Genomic DNA, 24,630 nt, shown 5'->3' with positions numbered 1-24,630 from the left:
CGTTGGCATTAAACGGTGAAGGCATCTTGCAGCAATTTGGCTTGCTGCTCGGCATGCATCGAAGCGTAACCACAAGCCGGGGCAGCCGATGCGTCACGGCCGGCATACTCGAGGACCAGGGTCTTCTTGTGATTGCTCATGCTGCGGCGCAAGTGATGCTGACTGCTGTACCAGGCACCCTGGTTCATCGGCTCTTCCTGACACCAGACCACGTGCTCCAGATTGGTGTAGGCAGCGATCGCTTCCATCAAGTCGTCTTCAGGGAACGGATACAGCTGCTCGATACGCACGATGGCGACATCTTCGCGGCCTTCGGCGCGGCGCTTCTCCAGCAGGTCGTAGTAGACCTTGCCGCTGCACAGCACCAGACGCGTCACCTTGGCGGCGTCCAGGGTATCGATTTCCGGGATGACGGTCTGGAACGAACCCTCAGCCAGGTCTTCCAGGGTCGACACCGCAAGCTTGTGACGCAGCAGCGACTTGGGCGTGAGCACGATCAGCGGCTTGCGCAGCGGACGGATCACCTGACGACGCAGCAGATGGTAGATCTGCGCGGGCGTGGTGGGCACGCACACCTGAATGTTGTGCTCGGCGCACAGCTGCAGGTAACGCTCCAGACGCGCCGACGAGTGCTCCGGGCCCTGCCCTTCGTAGCCGTGCGGCAGCAGCATGGTCAGACCGCACAGACGGCCCCACTTGTGCTCGCCGCTGGTGATGAACTGGTCGACCACGACCTGTGCACCGTTGGCGAAGTCACCGAACTGCGCTTCCCAGATCACCAACGCGTTGGGCGAGGTGGTCGAGTAGCCGTATTCGAACGCCAGAACCGCCTCTTCGGACAGGAACGAGTCGTACAGATCGAAGCGCGGCTGGCCGTTGTACAGGTTCTGCAGCGGAATGTAGGTCGCCGCATCCTTCTGGTTGTGCAACACCGCATGGCGGTGCGAGAAGGTGCCGCGGCCGATGTCCTGGCCGGTCATGCGGATCGGGTGACCTTCGAAGGCCAAGGTGGCGTACGCCATGGTCTCGGCATAGCCCCAGTTGATCGGCAAGCCACCGGCCTGCATCTTCTGGCGATCTTCGTAGATCTTGGACACCTGACGCTGCACCACGAAACCTTCGGGAATCTCCAGCAGCTTGGCGGACAGTTCCTGCAGGGTCTTGAGGTCGAAGCGCGTGTCATGGCGCGCCGTCCAGGCATGGCCCAGGTAAGGACGCCAGTCGACGAACAATTCCTTGTTCGGTTCCTTGACCAGGCTCTTGACCACGTGCAGACCGTTGTCCAGCGCATTGCGGTACTCGTCGATCTGGCTCTGTACGCTGCCTTCGTCGAGCACGCCGGCCTTGATCAGGCTTTCGGCATACAGCTCGCGGGTGGTGCGCTGCTTGGCGATCTGCTGGTACATCAGCGGCTGGGTGCCACTTGGCTCGTCGGCCTCGTTGTGGCCGCGACGGCGGTAGCACACCAGGTCGATGACCACGTCGCGCTTGAACTGCATGCGGTAGTCGATGGCCAGCTGGGTGACGAACACCACGGCTTCCGGATCATCGCCGTTCACGTGCAGGATCGGCGCCTGGATCATCTTGGCCACGTCGGTCGCGTACTCGGTGGAGCGCGCGTCGTACGGGTTGCTGATGGTGAAACCAACCTGGTTGTTGATCACGATGTGCACGGTACCGCCGGTCTTGAAACCGCGGGTCTGCGACATCTGGAAGGTTTCCATGACCACGCCCTGGCCGGCGAATGCAGCGTCGCCGTGCAGCGAGATCGGCAGCACCTTGTCACCGACCGCATCGTTGCGACGGTCCTGGCGGGCACGTACCGAACCCTCGACCACCGGAGAAACGATCTCCAGGTGGGACGGGTTGAACGCCATGGCCAGGTGCACTTCGCCACCTGCGGTCATCACGTTGGACGAAAAGCCCTGGTGGTACTTGACGTCACCGGAGCCCAGCTCGACCTTCTTCTTGCCTTCGAACTCGTCGAACAGGTCGCGAGGGTTCTTGCCGAAGGTGTTGACCAGTACGTTGAGACGGCCACGGTGGGCCATGCCGATCACGACTTCCTTGGTGCCGTAGGAGCCCGAGCGCTGAATCATCTCGTCGAGCATCGGGATCAGGGCTTCGCCACCTTCCAGACCGAAACGCTTGGTGCCGGGGTATTTGGTGCCCAGATACTTCTCAAGGCCTTCGGCAGCGGTGACGCGCTCCAGCACGTGGCTGCGGATCTCGGCCGAGAACGAAGGACGACCGCGCACGCTTTCCAGACGCTGCTGGAACCAGCTGCGCTGCTCGGAATCGGTGATGTGAGTGAACTCGGCGCCGATGGTGCGGCAATATGTCTGCTGCAAAGCCTCGAGAATTTCACGTAGGCTCGCCTCCTCCTTGCCGATGAACAGGTCGCCGGCACGGAAGGTCGTATCCAGATCGGCATTGGTCATGCCGTAATGGTTGATTGACAGGTCTGCCGGAGCAGGCCGTTGCCACAGCCCCAACGGGTCCAGTTGGGCTGCCTGGTGGCCGCGCATCCGGTAGGCCTGAATCAGTCGCAGCACTTCCACTTGCTTCTTTTCGTGCTCGCTGCTCACGCTCCCGGCGGAAACCGGTTGAGCACGGCGCTGGTTTTTGGCCAGCAGGACGAAATGGTCGCGAATGGTGGAGTGTGCAACGTCGGTGGCAGTGCTGCCTTCGGCAGGCAGCTTCTGAAAGTAGGTGCGCCATTCCTCTGGCACAGCGTTAGGGTCGTGCAGGTAAAGCTCATAGAGCTCTTCCACATAGGCAGCGTTACCACCGGATAGGTGGGCGCTGTTCCACATGCGCTGCATCACGCTTTCTTGCATGCTTGGTCACCCTCGGTTAGGGGACACCACCGGCGCTGACACCTTGGGCGTATTGACGCGGTCCGTGTAGAGCGACCGTGCAAGCCACCTCAGAGTTGTACGCTGGTAGTCCGGGTACCAGCCCGGAGCCCCTGCTGGTCTTGTTTCTTCGAAAGTAAAAGCGAAGCCATACGCAGCCGCGCTCGGGTTTTCGTCACAGCGCAGGATCGATCCCGCGCTGTGACGGCTTGCGGTGTAGCAGTTGAATCAGACGCCGTTGGACAACAGCATGTTCCGCACATGGCCAATGGCCTTGGTGGGGTTCAAGCCTTTCGGGCAGACGCTGACGCAGTTCATGATGCCGCGGCAGCGGAATACGCTGAACGGGTCATCCATCGATGCGAGGCGCTCGCTGGTCCGGGTATCGCGGCTGTCGGCCAGGAAACGATAAGCCTGCAGCAACGCTGCCGGGCCCAGGAACTTGTCGGGGTTCCACCAGAACGACGGGCAGGATGTCGAGCAGCATGCACACAGGATGCACTCGTACAGACCGTCAAGCTTTTCACGCTCTTCCGGAGTCTGCAGACGCTCGATGGCCGGAGCCGGAGTGTCGTTCTGCAGGAACGGCTTCACCTTCTCGTACTGCTTGTAGAAGATGCTCATATCCACGACCAGGTCACGGATGACGGGCAATCCTGGCAGCGGACGCACGATCAACTTGTTACCTTTTACGACAGCGGACAGCGGCGTGATGCACGCCAGGCCGTTCTTGCCGTTGATGTTCATGCCATCGGAACCGCACACGCCTTCACGGCACGAGCGACGATACGAAAAGCCTTCGTCCTGTTCCTTGATCAAGGCCAGCACGTCCAGCACCATCACATCCTTGCCACCGGTGTCGACCTGGAATTCCTGCATGGACGGCGCTGCGTCCTGATCCGGGTTGTAGCGATAAACACTGACTTGCAACATGACGGCCACCCTCAATAAGTCCGGATTTTCGGTTCGAAAGTCGGAACGGTTTTCGGCGAGAAGTTCACGGCGCGCTTGGCAACACGTTTTTCACCCGGGAAGTACAGGGTGTGGCACAGCCAGTTTTCGTCGTCGCGATCTTCATAGTCTTCACGGGCGTGAGCACCGCGGGACTCTTTGCGATGCTCTGCAGCGATCGCGGTGGCTTCCGCCACTTCCAGCAGGTTCTGCAGTTCCAGCGCTTCGATCCGGGCGGTGTTGAAGCCCTGGCTCTTGTCGTTGATCTTGACGTTGGCGATGCGCTCGCGCAGGCCGGCCAGCTGGTCGATACCTTTCTGCATGTACTCGCCGGTACGGAACACACCGAAGTAGTTCTGCATGCAGCTCTGCAGTTCCTTGCGCAGGCTGGCGACGTCTTCGCCGGTAGTCCGCGCATTGAGGCCGTCCAGACGCGCCAAGGCGACTTCCAGATCGGTGTCGCTGGCACGGCGGTAGTCGATGCCTTCGCTCAGTGCCTGCTCCAGGTGCAGGCCGGCGGCGCGGCCGAATACCACCAGGTCGAGCAGCGAGTTGCCACCCAGGCGGTTGGCACCGTGAACCGACACGCAAGCCACTTCGCCCACGGCGAACAGACCAGGGATGATGGCGTCGTTGCCATTGGCATCCTGGGTGATTGCCTGACCGTGGATGTTGGTAGCGACACCCCCCATCATGTAATGACAAGTTGGCACGACAGGAATCGGCGCGGCGGCCGGATCGACGTGGGCAAAGGTCTTGGACAGCTCCATGATGCCCGGCAGGCGGCTGTGCAGCACTTCCTCGCCCAGGTGATCGAGCTTGAGCATCACGTGATCGCCATCGGGACCACAGCCATTGCCGGCGATGATTTCCTTGACCATGGAGCGCGCAACCACGTCACGACCGGCAAGGTCCTTGGCGTTCGGTGCGTAGCGTTCCATGAAACGCTCGCCGTGCTTGTTGATCAGGTAACCGCCTTCACCGCGGCAACCTTCAGTGACCAGTACACCTGCGCCGGCGATGCCGGTCGGGTGGAACTGCCACATCTCGATGTCCTGTACCGGCACACCGGCACGCAGGGCCATGCCGACGCCGTCACCGGTGTTGATCAGGGCGTTGGTGGTGGACGAGTAGATGCGCCCGGCCCCGCCGGTCGCCAATACGGTGGCGTTGGCACGGATGTAGGAGGTTTCGCCAGTTTCGATGCAGATGGCGATCACGCCAACGATCGCACCGTCCTGGTTCTTCACCAGATCGACCGCATAGTATTCGTTCAGGAATACAGTGCCGGCCTTCAGGTTCGCCTGGTAGAGGGTGTGCAGCAAGGCGTGACCGGTACGGTCGGCAGCAGCACAGGTACGTGCCGCCTGGCCGCCCTTGCCGAAGTCCTTGGACTGGCCACCGAACGGACGCTGGTAGATGCGGCCCTGCTCGGTACGCGAGAACGGCAGCCCCATGTGCTCGAGCTCGAAGACGGCCTCCGGGCCTACCGAACACATGTACTCGATAGCGTCCTGGTCACCGATGTAGTCGGAACCCTTGACGGTATCGTACATGTGCCAGCGCCAGTCATCGTTCGGGTCGGCCGAAGCGATGGCGCACGTGATGCCGCCCTGCGCCGACACGGTGTGCGAGCGAGTCGGGAAGACTTTGGTGACAACGGCAGTCTTGTGACCGCCCTGGGCCAGCTGCAGCGCTGCGCGCATGCCGGCACCGCCACCACCAATGATGATGGCGTCGAAGGAAAGCGTACTAATGTTAGCCATGAATCAGATACCCCAAAGAATCTGCACACCCCAGACGAAGTACGCGAACATCGCGACGCCGCATACCGCCTGGAACAGGAAGCGTATAGCCGTGGCCGACTTGCCGAACGACATCGGCGTCAGGTAGTCGGTGGCGATGGTCCACATGCCGACCCAGGCGTGGGCGCCCAGGGCGACCAGGGCCAGGAGGCTGAAGATGCGCATCCAGTTGCTGCTGAACAGCGAGTGCCATTGGGTGTACTCCATGCCCGGATTGGCAATGATGTACCCGATCAGAAACAGAAAATAAGCCGCGAGAACGACCGCAGACACGCGCTGTGCCATCCAGTCATAGAGGCCCGAACGCGAAAGGTTCGTAACGTTGGTTACCATACCCAAACTCCTGCCAGAACGATCAGCACCACCGAGATGATGAGAACGATTTTGGAGCCCAGCTTGCCGCCTTCCAGCGTCTCGCCGATGCCCATGTCCATGATCAGGTGGCGCACACCGGCCACCAGGTGATACAGCAAGGCGGACAGCAGGGCCCAGATCACAAACTTGGCCAGCGGGCTGGTCAAATACGCCTTCACCTCGCCGAAGCCTTCCTCGGAGCCCAGGGATTTGCCCAATGCGTACAGCATGAGAGCGATGCCCAGGAACAGGATGACACCGGATATACGATGGAGAATGGACGTGTAAGCAGTGACAGGGAGTTTGATGGTCCTTAGGTCTAGGTTTACAGGTCGTTGGCTATTCACGGCTTTTTTCACACTGAAGAGCCCCTAGCAAGCAGGGCAAGTTGTAGGGAAGTGTACTGGTCAGGTACTCACCACCCAGGGAGTGACGACCCCGTCGAAATGGCTCGGAAAAGCCCCCGGCGGTCGGCTGCCGAGTATAGACAGTTAGGCTACTAATGACAACGCACTCGCAGGTCTCGGACGGCGGATTGCGCAGGCGGGGCAAAAGGCTTGAACGAGTCGGAATTTCGCGAAAAAAGCACGCTCGAAGCCCTCTGGGGCCTCACTTTAAGCAAATTGACATTCGAATTTATCTCACTATAGTGGTGCGGGCCCTGCGTGGGGGGTCTGTCTGATGATTTCAAGCATTAATAGGAGGCCACATGGCTGACAAAAAAGCGCAGTTGATCATCGAGGGCGCAGCCCCCGTCGAGCTGCCGATTTTAACCGGCACCGTTGGTCCCGATGTAATCGACGTCAGGAGTTTGACTGCCACGGGCCGCTTCACTTTCGACCCAGGCTTCATGTCGACCGCTTCGTGCGAGTCGAAGATCACCTACATCGACGGCGATGCCGGAATCCTGCTGCACCGCGGCTATCCGATCGAGCAACTCGCCGAACAATCCGACTACCTTGAAACCTGCTACCTGCTGCTCAACGGCGAATTGCCGACTGCCGAGCAGAAGGCCAAGTTCGTCGGCAACATCAAGAACCACACCATGGTTCACGAGCAGTTGAAGACCTTCTTCAACGGCTTCCGCCGCGATGCCCACCCCATGGCCATCATGTGCGGCGTGGTCGGCGCACTGTCCGCGTTCTACCATGACTCGCTCGACATCAATAACCCTCAGCATCGCGAGATCTCGGCGGTACGCCTGGTAGCCAAGATGCCGACACTGGCAGCCATGGTCTACAAGTACTCCATGGGCCAGCCCATGATGTACCCGCGCAACGATCTTTCGTATGCCGAAAACTTCCTGCACATGATGTTCAACACGCCGTGCGAGATCAAACCGATCAGCCCGGTGCTGGCCAAGGCAATGGATCGCATCTTCATCCTGCACGCCGACCACGAGCAGAATGCGTCCACCTCTACCGTGCGCCTGGCAGGCTCTTCGGGCGCCAACCCGTTCGCCTGCATCGCTGCCGGCATCGCGGCGCTGTGGGGCCCTGCCCACGGCGGTGCCAACGAAGCCGTGCTGACCATGCTCGATGAAATCGGCGATGTTTCCAACATCGACGCCTTCATTGCCAAGGCCAAGGACAAGAACGATCCGTTCAAGCTGATGGGCTTCGGCCACCGCGTCTACAAGAACCGCGACCCACGGGCCACGGTGATGAAGCAGACCTGCGACGAAGTATTGAAGGAACTGGGCATCAAGAACGATCCGCAACTCGAACTGGCCATGCGCCTGGAAGAGATCGCCTTGACCGACCCCTATTTCATCGAGCGCTCGCTGTACCCGAACGTCGATTTCTATTCGGGCATCATCCTCAAGGCCATCGGCATTCCAACCAGCATGTTCACCGTGATATTCGCCCTGGCGCGCACCGTTGGCTGGATTTCCCACTGGAAGGAAATGCTCTCGAGCCCGTACAAGATCGGCCGCCCACGCCAGCTGTACACCGGCGAGAAAAGCCGCGACGTCACAGCGCTGGACGACCGTACCTAAGCGTTCGGATTGCAACGAAAGGCCGCCCTCGGGCGGCCTTTTGCTTTTCTATTGTTCCGCCTTGGCACGCAGCGCCTTGAGGGTGTTGAATGGCGCATCCACGACGAACTTGTTGGCAAGCCAGGAAGGCACGCTGCCGCCAGGCTCGGTGTGCACCTGGTAGATTACCTGGGTCTGATTGGCACCCTGAGGCACCATCTTCCAGAAGCCTTCGACCTGAGCCACGCGCACGAAGCCCTTCTCCTCTGGCACATAGTTTGCCGCCCCGGCCAGGTTGCGGGTAACGCTGCCATCGCTGCCATCCACCGTGGTGATGTGCAACACTGAATCCCTCGGCGTCACCGGCCACGGCGTATTGAACTGGGTGTAGGTCCATGTCTGATCGCCCTGATGCTTGAGCAGCTTCTGCGTCTTGCACTCGTGAATCCAGGTGCACGCGCCGGCGACGTCTTCCTGCATCGCCCGCAACTTCGCTACGCTGGCCTTGATGACGGTTTCGCCACGATAGGCCTTGTACTTGGAGCCTGCGACCTCGCTCAGCGAGACCTTGATCCCTTCCTCGTCCTTGGCCACCACCCACGGCTCCGCCTGGGCAGACATGTGGACGCTGCCCAGCAGGGCTACCAGCGCTATTGAATGCATCGCTCTCATTGTTGTTGTTCCTTGTTGTCGAGAATGGAGCCCTTGCCTATGCGGTCATCTGCTCCCACCAACCCAGAATGCGCACGGCATCCTGATCGCTGTCACCGCACACCTCGGGATCGGCATTGAACGCCGAGCACACTGCCGGCCGCTCGGGCAAACCGAACAGCGCACAGAGGTTGTCCAGAGATAGCTGCACGCAGCGCTGCCCTGCCGGCTTGCCCAAAGGCATGCCAGGAATAGGCGAACTGATGGAAGGGGCGATACAGCAGGCGCCACAGCCTTCGCGGCATTTCATGACGTCATGACCTCACAGGCACGAAGGGTTGAAGAGCCCCCATGGTAGTGACCAAACGAGCGTTTGAAAATGCCCGCATCGATATTTCAGTCAGCCAAACTGTAACGGCCGATACCGCAACGGGCACTGATCACTGCTTGAAATTGAAGTCCAGCGCCGCACCCTCGACTTCACGACCGTCGCCGCGCCGCTGCAGCTGCATTTCGTTGTTCAGCAGACGACCATTGAGCTGGAAATCCTCATTGCCCTTGTCACTGAAGAAAGCGGGCAGGATGGGCTTGGGCGCACGCTCGGCAAGCGGAGTCGGCTGGACCGCAGCGTTGACAGGCTGAGTCGGCGGTTTGAGGTCCTTGACGATGTCCTTGGGCAGGCTCAGATCCAGCTTGGCCTCGGGCACAGGAGTGGCGATGACGTCCGACTCCTTACGCGAACGGCTTTTGGCCGCCTTCTTGCGAACCGCCGGTTTTTTTGCCACGGCCTTCTTTGCCGGCGCGTCAGTTTTGACGACAGGCTTGTCAGTTTCCGCCGAGCGCGCTGCGGAAGACGGACTTTCCGACGTTTGTGCCTGAACGCAAGGCACTGCGAAGACGCCTAGATTCAAGCAGAAGACCAGCAATGCAATACGACGCATGGTGTTCATAAGAGCACGGCAACAACGATGAGAGCCCTATGCTCCGCGTTCGCGGTCGAGCTGACAAGCCCCTTGAGCGCTTTCAATAGGAAACTCCTGACTCCTGACACAATTGACGTGCCAGTACACCCAGCGTCGCCAGGGCACGCTCCGCCTCGCGATTCCACGGCACGCCGCAATTGAGCCGAACGCAGTGGTTGAACTGCTCTGTATTGCTGAAGATCAGCCCCGGGGCAATGCTGATCCCCTGCTCCAGCGCGCGAACGTGCAGTTCCTGGGTATTGACCCGGCCCGGCAGACTGACCCAGAGAATAAATCCACCCGTGGGCCGCGTGATCTGCGTGCCTTCTAGAAAGTGCTGCTGCACGGCCAACTGGAAGGCACTGAGGTTCTTGCGGTACTCCTGACGAATGAATCGCAGATGCCGGTCGTAGCCGCCGTTCTCCAGGTAGCTGGCCACGCCCATCTGCGTGACGCTGCAGGCCGAATGGGTGCTGAACGTCTGCAAGCGCTGGACCTCGGCCTGGTATTTACCGGCGATCATCCAACCGATCCGTACACCGGGCGACAGCGTTTTGGAGAAACTCGAGCAGTAGATGACATGCCCCAGCCGATCGAACGCCTTGAGCGCCTTGCTCTTGCCTTGTTCGAACATCAATTCGCCATAGATATCGTCCTCGACGATCTGGATATCGAAGTCCGAAGACAGTCGCAACAGCTGCTTCATGCGCTCCTCGGGCATGGTCCCGCCCAGTGGATTGCTCAAGCGCGGCGTCAGCACCAACGCCTTGATCGACCACTGATTGGCGGCCAGCTGCAGCGCCTCCAGGCTGATGCCCGTGGATGGGTCGCTGGGAATCTCGATCACCTTGAGCCCGAGCAAGTCCGCCAGTTGCAGCAAACCGTAATAGGTAGGCGACTCGGCCGCGATCAGGTCACCGGGTCGGGTCAGTACGCGCAGGCTCATCTGCAACGCGTCGACGCAACCGTGAGTGATGACGATCTCCGAAGGATCGACCACCACGCCAGCATCGCGCATGCGGATCGCCACCTGCCGGCGCAGCGGCTCGAAGCCTGGGCTGAACATGTAGCTGAACGCGCGTGGACTCTGGAAGCGGGTGACCTTGGCCAATTGCTGGTGCAATGCCCGTACCGGCAGAAACTCGACGTGGGGTACTGCTGCCCCCAGCGGAAACACGCCCTCGCGCCGGGACTCGTCGAGCACTTGCTGGATGATGCTGCTGCGTGTGACCAACCCCGGACGCTCTACCCGTGCAATGTCAGGCGTCGGAGCCGTCAGCGCGGGCGTCTGGTGCACGTAGTAGCCAGACTGTGGCCGCGCGCGGATCAACCCCTGATCTTCGAGGTTGGCGTAGGCCTGCAATACCGTGGCGTGACTGACATTGAGCTGCGCGCTCATCTTGCGTACCGAAGGCACACGCTCACCTGGCTGATAGACCCCTCGACGGATGTCATCAGCCAACTGTTGGGCAATACGCTGGTAGAGCAAGAGGTTGGTCATGGCGGGATCTCAGATGTGCCACTGGACCCCTACAGATGCAAACTGTACGGGGACAGCTGGCAGAATAGCAGAGCTGATCCTGCAACTGCACTGTCCAGATTCACCTCTCCATCAACCGCGCGGCAACGCCATTTCGCCTTTTGCGTTGGAAAAGACGATCTCGACCCGACGGTTCTGCGCCCTGCCCCGCTCCGAAGCGTTCGCATCCACAGGATAGGCGTCGCCATAACCCTGTACCTGAATACGCGACTCATCGATGCCCAGGTCGACCAGCGTGTCGGCTACCGACTGCGCTCGGTCGGTCGACAGCTGCAGGTTGAAGGCTTTTTCACCAGTGTTATCGGTGTAGCCTTCGATACGCACCACGCGCTTGGGATTGAGTTGCAGGAACTGCACGAGCTTGAGGATCGTACGGTTGGCCTGTGGCTTGAGCTGCGCTTCCCCCGTATCGAACAGCACGTCACCCAGTGTCATCACCAGCCCGCGGTCGGCCTCGACATTGGCCAACGCCAGAATCTGCTCTTCCAGCCACTTGCCCTGCTGCTGCACGCTTTCCAGCTTAGAGTCACGCAACGCCAGTTGCAGGCGCTGCTGGTCCATCTGCAGCTTGGTCAGGCGCTGCTGATTGAGCATCTGCTGACTGCGCTCCCGGGCGATCTCGCTGTAGCGCTGGCTCAGGTAGGCATAATGCTGAGCGTCGCTGCCCGTGCCCCAATAGCTGGCGAGCCGCTCGGCGCGGGCCAGCGATTCGCCAGCCCGGATGACATCCTTGGGCGCGCTGCGCAGCACGTTGGAATCATCACGAACCGCCTGAAAGGCAACCTCGGCACGCTGGACGGCCTCGCTATTGGCGCGCTGACCGGTACAGCCTACCGTCACCAAACCGGCCGCCAGCACCAGGCCTATGCGCATTCCCGTCAACTGCTTCACTGCATGTCTCCCAATTGTTTACGCAGGCGCTGGATGCGAGCCTCCAGCACCTTGATCTGCTCCTGCCCCTTGGCAGTCAACAATTGATCTTCCGCAAGACGTGCGTCCAACTCGGCCTGTTCGGCGTTGAGCCGGGCGCTCTTGTAGTTTTCATCGACCATTTGCGCACGAGCCTGGGCAAGTTTGTCGACTGCCATCTTCATGGCCTCGTTGTCGTCTGTGGCGCCAACGGCGCGGGCCTGCTCGACGGTCTGGTCAGCCAGACGCAATTGCTGCGTAGGCGCCGGGTCGTTGGCGCAACCGGCAAGCAGCGCAAGCAGCGCGCCTGCGGTCATCGTTTGAATGTTCACGAAAGATTCCTACTGTGGAAGTGCTGCAGGCTTGAGCGATTGCTGAACTTTCCAACGCTCGACATTGCGGGAAAACACCTCGGGAGGTATGCCTGAAGCGGTCAATTCTGTCATTTTTTTCGCCAGCTGTCCGCGCAGCCAGGGATCGTTGCACGCGGAGTCGTGAGACAACGCCAGGTACAACCCCGGCCGGTCGACGGGCAGCTCACTGCTTTGCAGTCGATCGCCCAGGCCCTGTGCCTGAGCCATGGCCGCACCGGAATAGCGTCCGGCGATCACGTATTCGACCTGGCCAAGCACCAGCTTGTCGAAGGCCTGAATCAGATTGTCCGTACTGACCAGCTTCAGATGCTCGGCGGCCAGTGTGGCGAATGCCTGGGTGGGTCGCGCCTTGGCCGAGATCGCCCCGGCGTGGCCGTGAAGATCGGCAAGACTGCGGTAAGTCAGCGGCTTCGATCGCAGGGTCCACACCAGGTAATCGTTCGGGACCAGGGCAGGATGCACATAATCCAGGGATTCAAGCTCGCTGACGTTCAGGGGTGCATCCACCAGCAAGTCCATTCGCCCACTCCGCACCTCTTCCAGCGCCTGTGAACGCTTGCCGGCATAAAGAATGTCGACCTTGACGCCGATCTGGGTCGCCACTTGCTGCAACAGCTCGGCGTTGACGCCGATCAGACGCTCCGGGTCCTGTGGATCCCGCCACAGATAGGGCGGCGCGTCGGGGCTGCCACTGGCAACCAGTCGCTCGCACTTGCCCGCCCCCTGCGCTGCCAGCGGTAGCAACGCCGCGACCATGCAAAAGCCCGCGCGGCGAAGTCTGCCTTGTCTGGTCATGCTCAACCTCTCCAGCCCATGTCACACGCAAATTCAGATGCAAAAAAGCCTGGTCTCCGCCCGCTGCCCTGTGGGCAACGGATGGCGACCAGGCTTGACTCGACCGCAGCGCCAAGCGCTGGATCAGACCAGCTTTTCCAGCTCGGGAACGGCTTCGAACAAGTCAGCGACCAGGCCATAGTCGGCCACCTGGAAGATCGGCGCCTCTTCGTCCTTGTTGATCGCAACGATCACCTTGGAGTCCTTCATGCCAGCCAGATGCTGGATGGCGCCGGAAATGCCTACCGCGATATACAACTGCGGCGCAACGATCTTGCCGGTCTGGCCGACCTGCATGTCGTTGGGCACGAAGCCGGCGTCCACCGCTGCACGCGACGCACCCACGGCAGCACCCAGCTTGTCGGCCAGGGTGTAGAGGTGCTTGAAGTTGTCGCCGTTCTGCATGCCACGGCCGCCGGAGACGACGATCTTCGCCGCGGTCAACTCGGGACGATCGGACTTGGCCAGCTCTTCGCCAACGAAGCTCGATTTGCCGGTATCGTGAGCTGCACCTACCGCTTCGACAGTCGCTGAACCGCCTTCGGCAGCCACGGCGTCGAAACCGGTGGCACGCACGGTGATGACCTTGATCGCAGCGCTCGATTGCACAGTGGCAATGGCGTTGCCGGCGTAGATCGGACGCTTGAAGGTGTCCGGCGACTCGACCGAGATGATCTCGGAGATCTGGTCGACGTCCAGCGCAGCGGCAACGCGCGGCAGGATGTTCTTGCCGTTGGCGGTCGCAGCGGACAGCACGTGGCTGTAGCCCGAAGCCAGCTCGACGATCAGCGGCGCCACGTTTTCAGGCAGCTGGTGCGCATAGGCGGCATTGTCCGCCACCAGCACCTTGCTCACGCCTGCGATCTTCGCGGCGGCTTGCGCAACGCTGTCGACCTGCACGCCTGCAACCAGCACGTGAATGTCGCCGCCGATCTTCTGCGCGGCAGCCACGGTGTTCAGGGTCGAAGGTGCAACGCCAGTGTTCACCTGACCTTCGGTTACATAATCGGCGATAACCAGGATAGTCATTCAGATTACCTTCGCTTCGTTTTTCAGTTTTTCGACCAATTCGGCCACCGACTTGACCTTGACACCGGCACTGCGGGTCGCTGGCGCCTCGACCTTGAGGGTCTTGTTGGTGGAGGTCAACGACACGCCAAGCGCCTCGGGCGTGAACGATTCGAGCGGCTTCTTCTTGGCCTTCATGATGTTGGGCAGGGAGGCGTAGCGCGGCTCGTTCAGACGCAGGTCGGTGGTGACGATGGCCGGCAGGGTCAGGCCAACGGTCTGCAGACCGTCATCGACTTCACGGGTGACATTGAGCTTGTCGCCCGCCACTTCGACCTTGGACGCGAAGGTGCCCTGGGCATAGCCGCTCAGCGCAGCCAGCATCTGGCCAGTCTGGTTGTTGTCGCTATCGATCGCCTGCTTGCCCAGGATCACCAACTGCGGCTGTTCCTTGTCGACCACTGCCTTGAGCAGCTTGGCCACTGCCAGGGCGTTCAGTTCCTCGGCGTGCTCGACCAGGATGGCGCGGTCGGCGCCCAGGGCGAGCGCGGTGCGCAGTTGCTCCTGGGCGGTGGCCGGGCCGATGGTGACCACGACGATTTCGCTGGCGATGCCTTTCTCTTTCAGGCGGACGGCTTCTTCAACAGCGATTTCGCAGAACGGGTTCATCGACATCTTGACGTTGGCAAGATCAACGCCGGAGTTATCCGCCTTGACGCGAACCTTGACGTTGTAGTCGACCACTCGTTTGACAGCTACAAGAACCTTCATGGATTCCTCGTTACTCTCCGGTGAAAAGAATGTCGCCCAGGCAGACCGGACGATGACGTGGGCGCAAGGGCACCATTGAAACGTTTGCAGCATTGCGTAGTGCTGGCAAAAACCTGATTTTTCAAGACCTTGACCAACAAAACGGGGCAGCCTTCAACAAGTATGACGTGTAAACTCGACCCGATGGGCGTTCGACATGGATGAATGACCCGTGCCGGGGTCGAGATTCGAGGCATCCTGTACTGCACGCAGGCGCTGCATCGAACATGAAGCTGGCCGTATCTTGACCGCTGAGCCCTGACCGGTCAATACGCGGAACTCACCGGTCACGCCCCCTGGCCACCTTGATTTTACTGGGCTGGAGCAGATTCAAACAAACGTTTGTATTGGACCAGCCAAGTGGTGTAGATATACTGCAGCACGCGCATCCCCTTGCCTGTAGCCGTCCAGACACGGTACTACACGAGCAGATGAACGCAGCACCCAACCGCGACACCCCGGATGACCGTTCCGGACGCTTCACCCATTAGAAAGGCCTGATGAGCCCTGAGTAGGAGAGAACCCGTGGAACGCGAATACATGGAATTCGACGTCGTCGTCGTCGGCGCAGGCCCAGCAGGCCTGTCCGCCGCATGCCGACTGAAGCAGAAAGCCGCCGACGCCGGACAGGAAATCAGCGTCTGCGTGGTTGAAAAAGGCTCCGAGGTCGGTGCTCACATCCTTTCCGGTGCCGTCTTCGAACCGCGGGCGCTCACCGAGCTGTTCCCGGACTGGAAGGCCCTGGGTGCGCCCCTGAACACGCCCGTCACCCGCGACGACATCTTCATCCTGAAGAACGCGGAGAGTGGCACAAAGATCCCCGACGCCTTCGTGCCCAAGACCATGCACAACGAAGGCAACTACATCATCTCCCTGGGCAATCTGTGCCGCTGGCTCGCCCAGCAGGCTGAAAACCTGGGTGTCGAGATCTACCCCGGATTTGCCGCACAAGAAGCGCTGATCGACGAAACGGGCGTCGTACGCGGCATCATCACCGGCGACCTGGGTGTGGATCGCGAAGGCAAGCCCAAAGAAGGGCTGTATACCCCGGGCATGGAACTGCGCGGCAAGTACACCCTGTTCGCCGAAGGCTGCCGCGGTCACATCGGCAAGCAACTGATCGAACGCTTCAAACTGGACAGCGATGCCGACGCGCAGCATTACGGAATCGGCTTGAAAGAGATCTGGGACATCGATCCTGCCAAGCACCAGCCGGGGCTGGTGGTCCACACCGCCGGCTGGCCGCTGGAGGTCATGGGTACCGAGAACACCGGCGGCTCGTTCCTCTATCACCTGGAAAACAATCAGGTGGTGGTCGGCCTCATCGTCGACCTGTCCTACGCCAACCCATTCCTGTCGCCTTTCGACGAGTTCCAGCGACTCAAGCACCATCCGGTCCTCAAGCAGTATCTGGAAGGCGGCAAGCGCGTCAGCTACGGCGCCCGCGCCATCTGCAAGGGTGGCTTCAACTCGCTGCCCAAGATGGTCTTCGCCGGCGGCGCGCTGATCGGCTGCGACCTGGGCACCATGAACTTCTCCAAGATCAAGGGCAGCCACACCGCCATGAAGTCCGGCATGCTCGCCGCCGAGGCGGTGGCCGACGCGCTGTTCCAGGGCTCGGAAGGCGGAGACGTGCTCGACGGCTACGTGTCCGGCTTCAAGGCCAGCTGGCTGTATGAAGAGCTCTTCGCCAGCCGCAATTTCGGGGCTGCCATCCACAAGTGGGGAGCCATCGTCGGCGGCGCGTTCAACTTCGTCGATCAGAACCTGTTCAAGGGCAAGATCCCCTTCACCCTGCACGACAACAAGCCTGACTACGCCTGCATGAAGCTGGCAGCGGACAGCAAGCGCATCGACTACCCCAAGCCCGATGGCAAATTGAGCTTCGACAAACTCAGTTCGGTTTTCATCTCAGGCACCAACCATGAAGAAGAGCAGCCGTGCCACCTCAAGCTCAAGGATCCGAGCATTCCCATCGGCAAGAACCTGCCGCTGTACGACGAGCCTGCTCAGCGCTACTGCCCGGCCGGTGTCTATGAAGTGGTCACCCAGGAAGACGGTGCCAAGCGCTTCCAGATCAACGCGCAGAATTGCGTGCACTGCAAGACGTGCGACATCAAGGATCCTTCGCAGAACATCGTCTGGGTAGCACCCGAAGGCTCGGGTGGACCGACCTACCCGAACATGTAACTTCTCACCCACGGCAGGAGCGAATATGCCCAAGACCACGATGTTCGACCTCGACGGCAGAATAGCGCTGGTCTCCGGCGCCAGCCGCGGGATCGGCGAGTCCATTGCCCGATTGCTGGCGCAGCAGGGCGCACATGTGATCGTCGTCAGTCGCAGGCTGGACGGCTGCCAACGTGTCGCCGACAGCATCAACGCTGGCGGCGACCAGGCTACCGCGATGGCCTGCCACATTGGCGAAACCGAGCAGATTCAGGACCTGTTCGCACGCATCCGCGCAACCTTCGGTCGCCTGGACATCCTGGTCAACAATGCCGCCACCAACCCCCAGTTCGGCAGCGTCCTGGATGTCGACCTGGGCGCTTTCCAAAAGACCGTAGACGTCAATGTCCGCGGTTACTTCTTCATGTCGGTCGAAGCCGGCAAGTTGATGCGCGAACACGGTGGTGGCAGCATCATCAACGTGGCGTCGATCAACGGCGTGTCACCCGGTGTGTTCCAAGGCGTCTATTCCATGACCAAGGCTGCGGTGATCAACATGACCAAGGCGTTCGCCAAGGAATGCGCCTGCTTCAACATCCGCTGCAATGCGTTGCTACCGGGCCTGACCGACACCCGTTTCGCTTCCGCACTGGTCGAGAACCAGGCGATCCTCAAGACCGCGCTCGCGCAGATTCCGCTCAAGCGTGTGGCCCAGCCTGAAGAAATGGCCGGGGCGGTGCTGTACCTCGCCAGCTCGGCTTCCAGCTACACTACAGGAACCGCCCTGAACGTGGACGGTGGCTTTCTCTGCTGAATACTTAGACCTTGGGATCCGCAGGCGCCTTTGCGGGCGCCGCGTACTTGGGCTTGAGGTGACCTTCGCCATCCAGTAACCAGGCATCCATGATCTCGCGTACCACGGGACCTGCGACGCGCCCGCCCGCCTCGCCGTTCTCGATCATCACCGCCACCACGATCTTCGGCCGGTCGGCCGGCGCAAAGCCTACGAACAGCGCGTTGTCACGGTTGCGTTCCAGGGTCTTGAGGCGGTTGTAGCGCTCACCCTGCTTGATCGCGACCACCTGAGCCGTACCCGACTTGCCCGCGATGCGATACTGCGCACCGGCGGCAGCCTGCCGCGCAATGCCGCGCGGATCGTGCATGACGAGTTGCATGCCGTGGTTCACCTGATCCCATTCGCGGTTGTCACGCAGCACGATATTGGGGATCGGGTTGTCGTCCACCGGCGCCAGCCCGCCTACGGTTTCAGCCAGGTGCGGCCGACGCCACACGCCCTTGCTGGCGATCAGCGTGGTGGCCTGGGCCAGTTGCAACGGTGTAACCTGCATGTAGCCTTGGCCAATACCCAGGATCAGCGTCTCGCCGGGGAACCACGCCTGACGTCGGGTCGCGCGCTTCCACTGCTGCGACGGCATCAAGCCAGGCGCTTCCTCGAACATGTCCAGCGACACCTTCTGCCCCAGGCCGAAGCGCGTCATGTAATCGTGCATGCGGTCCACACCGAGCTTGTGCGCCAGATCGTAGAAGTAGGTGTCATTGGAGCGCATGATGGCGGCATCCATGTCCACCCAGCCATCGCCGGTGCGGTTCCAGTTGCGGTACTTGTGGTCGTAGTTGGGCAGTTCGTAGTAACCGGGATCGAAGACCCGAGATTGCGGCGTGACCGCACCCGTATCCAGGCCGGCAATCGCTACTTCCGGTTTGATCGTCGAGCCAGGTGCGTACAGACCCCGCAGGACGCGATTGAACAGCGGCCGGTCGATGGAATCGCGCAACGCCGCGTATTCCTTGAAGCTGATCCCGGTGACGAAAAGATTGGGATCGAAGCTGGGCTTGCTGACCATGGCCAGTACGTCACCGGTTTCCGGATCAATGCACACCACCGCCCCACGCCGATCGCCCAACGCCTTCTCGGCGGCTTCCTGCAGGTGCACATCCAGGCTCAGTACGATGTTCTTGCCCGGCACCGGATCGTGGTGGTTGAGCACCCGCATGACCCGTCCCTGAGCATTGGTCTCGACCTCTTCATAGCCCACCTGGCCATGCAGCTCCGTTTCATAGAAGCGCTCGACACCGGTCTTGCCCACCGACTGCGTGCCGCGGTACTGCGTCTGATCGAGCGTCTTGGATTCCTTCTCGTTGATCCGCCCTACGTAGCCGACCGAGTGCGCAAAATGCTCCTTGCGCGGATACTCACGTACGAACTGAGGCTCCACATCAATGCCCGGCAGCAGAAATTGATTCACCGCGATCTTGGCAATCTGGTTCTCGTTCAGTTCATACATCAAGGTGACGGGTTCGAAGGGATGGCGTACACGCTTCAAGTCCTTGTCGAACTGCTTGCGCGCCTCATCGCTCAGCTCCAGCACCTTCACCACCTCATCGAGCACCTGCGCGGTATTGCCGGCGCGCTCGCGGGTCAGAGTCAGATTGAAACTGGGTCGGTTATCGGCCAATACCACGCCATTGCGGTCGTAGATCACCCCGCGCTCCGGCGGGATCGGCAGTACATGCACCCGGTTGTTTTCGGATACCGTGGAGTTGTAGGCGAACTCGATGACCTGCAGGAAGTACAGACGCCCTACCAAGGCAATGCTCAAGGCCAGCACCAGCAATGCGCAGGCGATCAACCGACGGTTGACCAGGCCTTGTTCCTTGCCATGATCTTTGAGAGGGATGGGCTGGGGCATGCGGACCGCTCTGAAAAAGCGCCGATGGTAACCAAGCAGGCCCCTGCCCTCAAGCGCCAACTCCCTCGGGCTGACCAAGGGAGCTGGGTAAGGCGTGTGTCAGGTACGGTCCTGAGGCAGACGCACCTGGCGCTTGGTACTGACGAAGATGCCCCAGCTGGACATGAACAGCGCCGCGATCAACGGGCCGATCACGAAACCGTTGAGGCCAAACACCGCCAAGCCACCCAGTGTTGATACCAGAATGAGGTAATCCGGCATCTTCGTGTCCTTGCCGACCAGAACCGGACGCAACACGTTGTCGACCATGCCGATCACCAGAATACCGAACAGGGTCAACGTCACCCCCTGCCAGATATAACCGCTCAACAGGAAGTAGGCCGCCACCGGCGCCCAGACGATCCCGGCCCCGACCGCAGGCAACAACGACAGGAAAGCCATGAGTACAGCCCACAGCAACGCGCTGGGAATATCGAGGAACCAGAAGATCACCCCACCCAAGGCACCTTGCGTAACGGCCACCAGCAGGTTGCCCTTCACGGTGGCACGCACCACACGGTTGAACTTCAACTGCAGACGGCGCTTCTGCTGTTCGGCCAGTGGAATGGCCGTACGGATCTTGCGCGACAGTTCAGGGCCATCACGCAGGAAGAAGAACAGCAAGTACAGCATGATGCCGAAGCTGATCACGAAATCCAGCGTGCCCTGGCCGAAGCTGAATGCCTGAGTCGCGAAATATTGACTGCCCTGCATGGCGCCCTTGGCAACTTTGTCACGCACGCCTTCGAGATCGCCCATGCCCATGCGATCGAGCAACTGTTGCCCGGAGGCCGGAAGCAGCTGCTTGAACTGATCGATATAACCCGCCACGTCCAGTTGGCCACTTTCGATATTCTTGTAAAGCACCGCACCTTCTTGCACCAACAGCGCGCTGATGATGATCACCGGCAGGATCGCGATCAGCAATGCCGTGGTCAGCGTGACCAGCGAACTGATGTTGCGACGCCGGTTCAACTTCATCATCACCAGTCGTTGCAAAGGCGCAAATACGATACCCAGGATCACGGCCCAGAATACCGCGCCGTAATAAGGTAGAAGAATCCAGATGAAAGCGATGGTGACGAGGATCAACAGTAACAACAGGGTTTTGTTTTGCAGGTTGGTTTCGTTCATGTCCGATCCATGTCGATAAGCTACAGAACCGTCATTCGGCCCTGTGGGTTAGTCCTCCCAGCCGCCTGCGAGTTTAGTCATCGGCAAGATAAATCCGCGTTAAACGCGTTTATCCAGGTCGACCGCGACGCGCAGCCCACCCAGCGGACTTTCCGACAGCTGCAAACGAGCCGACCAGCTTTCCACGATGTCACGAACGATACCCAGCCCCAGACCATGCCCGTCGACCTGCTCATCCAATCGAGAGCCGCGATCCAGCACCGCCTGACGTGCGTCCTCGGGTATCCCCGGACCGTCGTCGTCCACCCAGATACTGTACCCCTGTGCGTGCTCGACGATGGTCAGGCAGACCTGCGCGTCCGCCCACTTGCAGGCGTTGTCGAGCAGGTTGCCCAACAACTCCAGCACGTCCTCGCGATCCCACGGTAGACGCACATCCGCTGCCACCTCGTAGCTCAGGTTCAAATGCCCGCCGTGAATCATCTCCAGAGTCGCGAACAGACCCGGAATCTCCTCAGCGCAATCGAACTGGACACCCGGCAGCGCATCGCCCGCCAAGCGTGCACGATTGAGCTCACGGCTCAATCGCAACTGGATGTGCTCCAACTGCTCCCGCAACAACCGACCAACCTCGGGATGGTCGCGCAGCCGCTCACTGCTCGCCAGACTCAATAGCACTGCCATGGGCGTCTTCAGCGCGTGCCCCAGATTGCCCAGGGCATTACGCGAACGCTTGAGACTGTCTTCGGTGTGCAGCAAGAGGTGGTTGATCTGCGCCACTAGCGGCTCAAGCTCTGCCGGAACTTCGCTGTCCAGTTGAGACCGCTGCCCGAGCTGCAACTGGGCAATCTGTTCCCGGGTGCGTTCCAGTGGCTTGAGCGAGCGTTTGACCGTGATCCGCTGCAGTACGAGCACCGCAATCAATGCGGCCAGGCCCATTCCCAGGCCAATCTGACGTACCCGCTGAAAGCTTGTGCGAACGGGTGTGTAGTCTTGTGCCACTATGATGGACAGTGGCTGGCCGAGCCGACGGTAATCGGCCCGCAATACCAGCAGCAGTTGACCTTCGGGACCCAGCTTCAAACCTGAATACAACCCCGACTGCTCGGGCACCGGCAGCTCGAGATCCCACAGCGAGCGGGACCGCCAGTGGCCCTCGGGAAAGTCTATGCGGAAATAATGCCCGGAGAACGGCCGTTCGTAGGCAGGAGAAATACGATGTTGATCCAGCTGCAAACCCTGCGGCCCCCGCTGCATGGCCACCAGAAGGTTTTCACTTTCGTTGCGCAGCCCCGCTTCCAGGTAGCGCTGCAGACCCATTTCGAACAGCCACAAACTCAACTGCGCGAGCACCAGGCCAACCACGACCAGAACGCTGATCAGTCCTACGCTCAATCGCGCCTGGATGGATCTCACTGCACGACCCCGGCAAAACGGTAGCCCTGCCCTCGCCGCGTTTCGATCACACTGCGACCCAGCTTGCGCCGCAGGTGGTTGACGTGCACTTCCAGCACGTTCGAATCGCGCTCGGTTTCGCCGTCATACAGGTGATCGGCTAAATGGCCCTTGGAAAGGATCTGGTCGGGATGGAGCATGAAATAGCGCAGCAGCCGGAACTCGGCAGCCGTGAGCTGTATATCGACCCCGGCCTGCAATACGCATTGGCGACCTTCGTCCAGATGCAGACCCGCTGCTTCCAGGCGGGGCATGTTCGACAGGCCTCGCGCCCGCCGCACCAACGCCTGGGCACGCAGCTGAAGGTCTTCAGGGTGAAACGGCTTGGTCAGGTAGTCATCGGCGCCTGCTTTCAACCCTTCGATACGCTCGGCCCATGAGCCACGCGCGGTCAGAATGAGCACCGGGGTGGAAAGGTTCGCCGCTCGCCACTGAGCCAACACTTCCAGCCCAGGCAGGCCAGGCAATCCTAGATCGAGGATGATCAAATCATAAGGTTCGGACTGCCCCTGATAGACCGCGTCTCGACCGTCCGCCAGCCAATCCACGGCGTACCCCTGGCGACTGAGGCTGGCGCTCAGCTCATCGGCCAGAGGAACGTTGTCTTCCACCAACAGCAAGCGCATCAGTCATCTTCCTCGTCTTTGAGCAAATCACCTGTAGCCGCATCCAATTTGATCTCGCGAACGACACCTGCCGTGGTCAGCAGCTCGACTTCATAGACCAGCTTCTGCTGCTTTTCTTCGAGTTCAGCCTCCAGCAGGCGAGCACCGGGATAACGCGCCATGGCCTGGCCTAGCAGTTGTTCGAGGGGCAGAATCACACCCTCCTGTCTGAGTCGCAGCGCCTCATCCTGATCTAGATCCCGAGCCACTGCCAACGAGCAGAACGCCAGCAGCCCGACCATCAGTGCGCGACCCGCTGGCGGTATGTTCATTAGGTATCCTGATGATCTTTGAGCACTTGACCAGTGGTTGCATCGAGCTCCACATCCCACTCGACGCCCTTGCTGTCGCGCAGTTCGACTTGATAGATGTATTTACCGTATTCCTCTTCCAGCTCGGTCTCGTGAACAGTGCCGCCTGGATGTTTCGCCAATGCTGCAGCATTGAGCTTCTCGAAGGACTGGATGGTACCAGCATCGCGCAACCGAAGCGCTTCGTCCGGGCCAAGATCTTTAGCCTGAGCACTGACGGCAACGAAACTCATGGAAGAAGCCAGAAGCAAAGCAGTCAACGTTTTCATTCAATTCACCTTGTGTATGTGTGAGGTATGTATGGTGTACGAGAGACACAATACCGAAGGCGACTTAACTCAAACTTAATGGCACAACGCTAGCCTCCAAATGATCGCGGTGTTGCAGCACGCTCTGCCCCACCGTGCGTCAGCCGGCTGGATCGATCCCACCACGCGTCCCAAGCGCACTTACCGTCCAGGTTGGACACCTGATAAACTGCAGCACTGACTTGCCTACAAATTGGAACAAACGTGGAAATTTTCAAGGAATTCACTTTCGAGTCTGCCCATCGGCTTCCTCACGTACCCGAGGGACACAAATGCGGTCGCTTGCATGGCCATTCCTTCAAGGTCGCGATCTATCTGCAGGGCGACGTTGATCCCCATACCGGCTGGATCCGAGACTTTTCCGAAATCAAGGCGATATTCAAGCCGCTCTACGAGCGTCTCGACCACAACTATCTAAATGATCTTCCCGGCCTGGAGAATCCCACCAGCGAGAACCTCGCCAAATGGATCTGGCATGAGCTCAAACCGCTATTGCCCGAATTGTCCAAGATTCGTATCCACGAGACCTGCACGAGCGGATGCGAGTACACCGGCGACTGACCGGCATGCTACGAAAAACCACCCTGCTGGGTGGTTTTGTTTGCGTGCGGATCAGTATTTTTTGTTTCGAGAAAGACAAAACCCCTACCTGCTCACGCAGATAGGGGTTTCGGAATTGAATCTTGACGATGACCTACTCTCACATGGGGAAACCCCACACTACCATCGGCGATGCATCGTTTCACTGCTGAGTTCGGGATGGGATCAGGTGGTTCCAATGCTCTATGGTCGTCAAGAAATTCT

24 protein-coding genes and 1 rRNA gene are annotated in these 24,630 nt (G+C 60.2%); 4 read left to right on the top strand and 21 right to left on the bottom strand.

Annotated elements, in window-relative coordinates; genetic code table 11:
• Positions 1–8: 8 nt before the first annotated feature.
• The 5 genes from AC788_RS06505 to sdhC form a co-directional block, all read right to left on the bottom strand.
• Positions 9–2,840 carry a 2-oxoglutarate dehydrogenase E1 component gene (locus AC788_RS06505; protein WP_049859855.1) on the bottom strand — a complete coding sequence of 944 codons (2,832 nt, stop codon included), beginning with the start codon at positions 2,838–2,840 and terminating at the stop codon, positions 9–11.
• A 246-nt stretch (positions 2,841–3,086) separates the two neighbouring features.
• Positions 3,087–3,791, bottom strand: a complete 705-nt coding sequence (locus AC788_RS06500) for a succinate dehydrogenase iron-sulfur subunit (protein ID WP_043193659.1) — start codon at positions 3,789–3,791, stop codon at positions 3,087–3,089.
• Between the two features lie 11 nt (positions 3,792–3,802).
• Complete coding sequence (gene sdhA / locus AC788_RS06495; protein ID WP_049859854.1) at positions 3,803–5,575, bottom strand: succinate dehydrogenase flavoprotein subunit; 1,773 nt, start codon at positions 5,573–5,575, stop codon at positions 3,803–3,805.
• A 3-nt stretch (positions 5,576–5,578) separates the two neighbouring features.
• Positions 5,579–5,947: a succinate dehydrogenase, hydrophobic membrane anchor protein gene (gene sdhD / locus AC788_RS06490; RefSeq protein ID WP_049859853.1), complete on the bottom strand. Its 369-nt coding sequence runs from the start codon at positions 5,945–5,947 to the stop codon at positions 5,579–5,581.
• Positions 5,941–6,327, bottom strand: a complete 387-nt coding sequence (sdhC, locus tag AC788_RS06485) for a succinate dehydrogenase, cytochrome b556 subunit (RefSeq protein ID WP_177327952.1) — start codon at positions 6,325–6,327, stop codon at positions 5,941–5,943. The genes sdhD and sdhC overlap by 7 nt, the downstream gene beginning before the upstream one ends.
• 350 nt (positions 6,328–6,677) lie before the next feature.
• On the opposite strand from sdhC, the gene gltA reads away from it, so the two are divergent.
• On the top strand, positions 6,678–7,967 hold the full coding sequence (gene gltA, locus AC788_RS06480; RefSeq protein ID WP_049859852.1) for a citrate synthase: 1,290 nt from the start codon (positions 6,678–6,680) through the stop codon (positions 7,965–7,967).
• A gap of 48 nt (positions 7,968–8,015) precedes the next feature.
• On the opposite strand, the gene AC788_RS06475 is transcribed toward gltA, so the two are convergent.
• From AC788_RS06475 to AC788_RS06435, 9 genes are all read right to left on the bottom strand, one after another.
• Complete coding sequence (locus tag AC788_RS06475) at positions 8,016–8,618, bottom strand: START domain-containing protein (RefSeq protein ID WP_049859851.1); 603 nt, start codon at positions 8,616–8,618, stop codon at positions 8,016–8,018.
• A gap of 37 nt (positions 8,619–8,655) precedes the next feature.
• Positions 8,656–8,907 (bottom strand): YkgJ family cysteine cluster protein, encoded by a 252-nt coding sequence (locus AC788_RS06470; RefSeq protein ID WP_049859850.1) that lies wholly within the window; start codon positions 8,905–8,907, stop codon positions 8,656–8,658.
• A 130-nt stretch (positions 8,908–9,037) separates the two neighbouring features.
• Entirely contained in the window at positions 9,038–9,547 is a 510-nt protein-coding gene (locus tag AC788_RS06465) for a translation initiation factor 2 (RefSeq protein WP_236690487.1), read from the bottom strand.
• A gap of 73 nt (positions 9,548–9,620) precedes the next feature.
• A complete protein-coding gene (locus AC788_RS06460) occupies positions 9,621–11,060 on the bottom strand; it encodes an aminotransferase-like domain-containing protein (protein ID WP_049859849.1) in 1,440 nt (479 codons plus the stop codon).
• A 111-nt stretch (positions 11,061–11,171) separates the two neighbouring features.
• Positions 11,172–11,972, bottom strand: coding sequence for an OmpA family protein (locus AC788_RS06455; RefSeq protein WP_049859848.1), 801 nt, complete (start codon positions 11,970–11,972; stop codon positions 11,172–11,174).
• 14 nt (positions 11,973–11,986) lie between these two features.
• Entirely contained in the window at positions 11,987–12,340 is a 354-nt protein-coding gene (locus tag AC788_RS06450) for a DUF4398 domain-containing protein (protein WP_049859847.1), read from the bottom strand.
• Positions 12,341–12,349: 9 nt separating this feature from the next.
• Positions 12,350–13,177 carry a substrate-binding periplasmic protein gene (locus AC788_RS06445; RefSeq protein WP_049859846.1) on the bottom strand — a complete coding sequence of 276 codons (828 nt, stop codon included), beginning with the start codon at positions 13,175–13,177 and terminating at the stop codon, positions 12,350–12,352.
• A 123-nt stretch (positions 13,178–13,300) separates the two neighbouring features.
• The gene (locus tag AC788_RS06440; RefSeq protein ID WP_049859845.1) at positions 13,301–14,245 is read right to left on the bottom strand and encodes an electron transfer flavoprotein subunit alpha/FixB family protein; all 945 of its coding nucleotides are present in this window, start codon (positions 14,243–14,245) and stop codon (positions 13,301–13,303) included.
• A complete protein-coding gene (locus AC788_RS06435; RefSeq protein WP_049859844.1) occupies positions 14,246–14,995 on the bottom strand; it encodes an electron transfer flavoprotein subunit beta/FixA family protein in 750 nt (249 codons plus the stop codon).
• 564 nt (positions 14,996–15,559) lie between these two features.
• On the opposite strand from AC788_RS06435, the gene AC788_RS06430 reads away from it, so the two are divergent.
• Both AC788_RS06430 and AC788_RS06425 read left to right on the top strand, forming a co-directional pair.
• Positions 15,560–17,224, top strand: a complete 1,665-nt coding sequence (locus tag AC788_RS06430) for an electron transfer flavoprotein-ubiquinone oxidoreductase (RefSeq protein ID WP_049859843.1) — start codon at positions 15,560–15,562, stop codon at positions 17,222–17,224.
• A gap of 25 nt (positions 17,225–17,249) precedes the next feature.
• On the top strand, positions 17,250–18,017 hold the full coding sequence (locus AC788_RS06425; RefSeq protein WP_049859842.1) for an SDR family oxidoreductase: 768 nt from the start codon (positions 17,250–17,252) through the stop codon (positions 18,015–18,017).
• Between the two features lie 4 nt (positions 18,018–18,021).
• On the opposite strand, the gene mrdA is transcribed toward AC788_RS06425, so the two are convergent.
• The 6 genes from mrdA to AC788_RS06395 form a co-directional block, all read right to left on the bottom strand.
• Entirely contained in the window at positions 18,022–19,914 is a 1,893-nt protein-coding gene (gene mrdA, locus AC788_RS06420) for a penicillin-binding protein 2 (protein ID WP_049859841.1), read from the bottom strand.
• A 99-nt stretch (positions 19,915–20,013) separates the two neighbouring features.
• Entirely contained in the window at positions 20,014–21,087 is a 1,074-nt protein-coding gene (locus AC788_RS06415; RefSeq protein ID WP_049859840.1) for an AI-2E family transporter, read from the bottom strand.
• 99 nt (positions 21,088–21,186) lie between these two features.
• Positions 21,187–22,503: an ATP-binding protein gene (locus AC788_RS06410; protein ID WP_049859839.1), complete on the bottom strand. Its 1,317-nt coding sequence runs from the start codon at positions 22,501–22,503 to the stop codon at positions 21,187–21,189.
• Positions 22,500–23,168, bottom strand: coding sequence for a response regulator transcription factor (locus tag AC788_RS06405; RefSeq protein ID WP_049859838.1), 669 nt, complete (start codon positions 23,166–23,168; stop codon positions 22,500–22,502). The genes AC788_RS06410 and AC788_RS06405 overlap by 4 nt, the downstream gene beginning before the upstream one ends.
• Positions 23,168–23,479 (bottom strand): PepSY domain-containing protein, encoded by a 312-nt coding sequence (locus tag AC788_RS06400; RefSeq protein WP_049859837.1) that lies wholly within the window; start codon positions 23,477–23,479, stop codon positions 23,168–23,170. Before AC788_RS06400 ends, AC788_RS06405 begins: the two co-directional genes overlap by 1 nt.
• Positions 23,479–23,787, bottom strand: coding sequence for a PepSY domain-containing protein (locus tag AC788_RS06395; RefSeq protein ID WP_049859836.1), 309 nt, complete (start codon positions 23,785–23,787; stop codon positions 23,479–23,481). The genes AC788_RS06400 and AC788_RS06395 overlap by 1 nt, the downstream gene beginning before the upstream one ends.
• Positions 23,788–24,030: 243 nt before the next feature.
• On the opposite strand from AC788_RS06395, the gene queD reads away from it, so the two are divergent.
• Positions 24,031–24,387, top strand: a complete 357-nt coding sequence (gene queD, locus AC788_RS06390) for a 6-carboxytetrahydropterin synthase QueD (protein WP_049859835.1) — start codon at positions 24,031–24,033, stop codon at positions 24,385–24,387.
• Between the two features lie 120 nt (positions 24,388–24,507).
• Here queD and rrf read toward each other — a convergent pair.
• Positions 24,508–24,623, bottom strand: a 5S ribosomal RNA gene (gene rrf, locus AC788_RS06385).
• Positions 24,624–24,630: the final 7 nt, after the last annotated feature.

Origin of the sequence: Pseudomonas sp. RIT-PI-a, assembly GCF_001187875.1 — a bacterium.
Classification (GTDB): Bacteria; Pseudomonadota; Gammaproteobacteria; order Pseudomonadales; family Pseudomonadaceae; genus Aquipseudomonas; species Aquipseudomonas coleopterorum.
The sequence above is the reverse complement of the archived record's forward strand: the minus strand, read 5'-3'. Positions and strand labels throughout refer to the sequence as shown.

Coding starts and splice junctions, on each gene's coding strand:
- AC788_RS06505 (WP_049859855.1), bottom strand. CDS start 2,840: ATGCAAGAAAGCGTGATGCAGCGCATGTGGAACAGCGCCCACCTATCC.
- AC788_RS06500 (WP_043193659.1), bottom strand. CDS start 3,791: ATGTTGCAAGTCAGTGTTTATCGCTACAACCCGGATCAGGACGCAGCG.
- sdhA (WP_049859854.1), bottom strand. CDS start 5,575: ATGGCTAACATTAGTACGCTTTCCTTCGACGCCATCATCATTGGTGGT.
- sdhD (WP_049859853.1), bottom strand. CDS start 5,947: ATGGTAACCAACGTTACGAACCTTTCGCGTTCGGGCCTCTATGACTGG.
- gltA (WP_049859852.1), top strand. CDS start 6,678: ATGGCTGACAAAAAAGCGCAGTTGATCATCGAGGGCGCAGCCCCCGTC.
- AC788_RS06475 (WP_049859851.1), bottom strand. CDS start 8,618: ATGAGAGCGATGCATTCAATAGCGCTGGTAGCCCTGCTGGGCAGCGTC.
- AC788_RS06470 (WP_049859850.1), bottom strand. CDS start 8,907: ATGAAATGCCGCGAAGGCTGTGGCGCCTGCTGTATCGCCCCTTCCATC.
- AC788_RS06465 (WP_236690487.1), bottom strand. CDS start 9,547: ATGAACACCATGCGTCGTATTGCATTGCTGGTCTTCTGCTTGAATCTA.
- AC788_RS06460 (WP_049859849.1), bottom strand. CDS start 11,060: ATGACCAACCTCTTGCTCTACCAGCGTATTGCCCAACAGTTGGCTGAT.
- AC788_RS06455 (WP_049859848.1), bottom strand. CDS start 11,972: ATGCGCATAGGCCTGGTGCTGGCGGCCGGTTTGGTGACGGTAGGCTGT.
- AC788_RS06445 (WP_049859846.1), bottom strand. CDS start 13,177: ATGACCAGACAAGGCAGACTTCGCCGCGCGGGCTTTTGCATGGTCGCG.
- AC788_RS06440 (WP_049859845.1), bottom strand. CDS start 14,245: ATGACTATCCTGGTTATCGCCGATTATGTAACCGAAGGTCAGGTGAAC.
- AC788_RS06435 (WP_049859844.1), bottom strand. CDS start 14,995: ATGAAGGTTCTTGTAGCTGTCAAACGAGTGGTCGACTACAACGTCAAG.
- AC788_RS06425 (WP_049859842.1), top strand. CDS start 17,250: ATGCCCAAGACCACGATGTTCGACCTCGACGGCAGAATAGCGCTGGTC.
- mrdA (WP_049859841.1), bottom strand. CDS start 19,914: ATGCCCCAGCCCATCCCTCTCAAAGATCATGGCAAGGAACAAGGCCTG.
- AC788_RS06415 (WP_049859840.1), bottom strand. CDS start 21,087: ATGAACGAAACCAACCTGCAAAACAAAACCCTGTTGTTACTGTTGATC.
- AC788_RS06405 (WP_049859838.1), bottom strand. CDS start 23,168: ATGCGCTTGCTGTTGGTGGAAGACAACGTTCCTCTGGCCGATGAGCTG.
- AC788_RS06400 (WP_049859837.1), bottom strand. CDS start 23,479: ATGAACATACCGCCAGCGGGTCGCGCACTGATGGTCGGGCTGCTGGCG.
- AC788_RS06395 (WP_049859836.1), bottom strand. CDS start 23,787: ATGAAAACGTTGACTGCTTTGCTTCTGGCTTCTTCCATGAGTTTCGTT.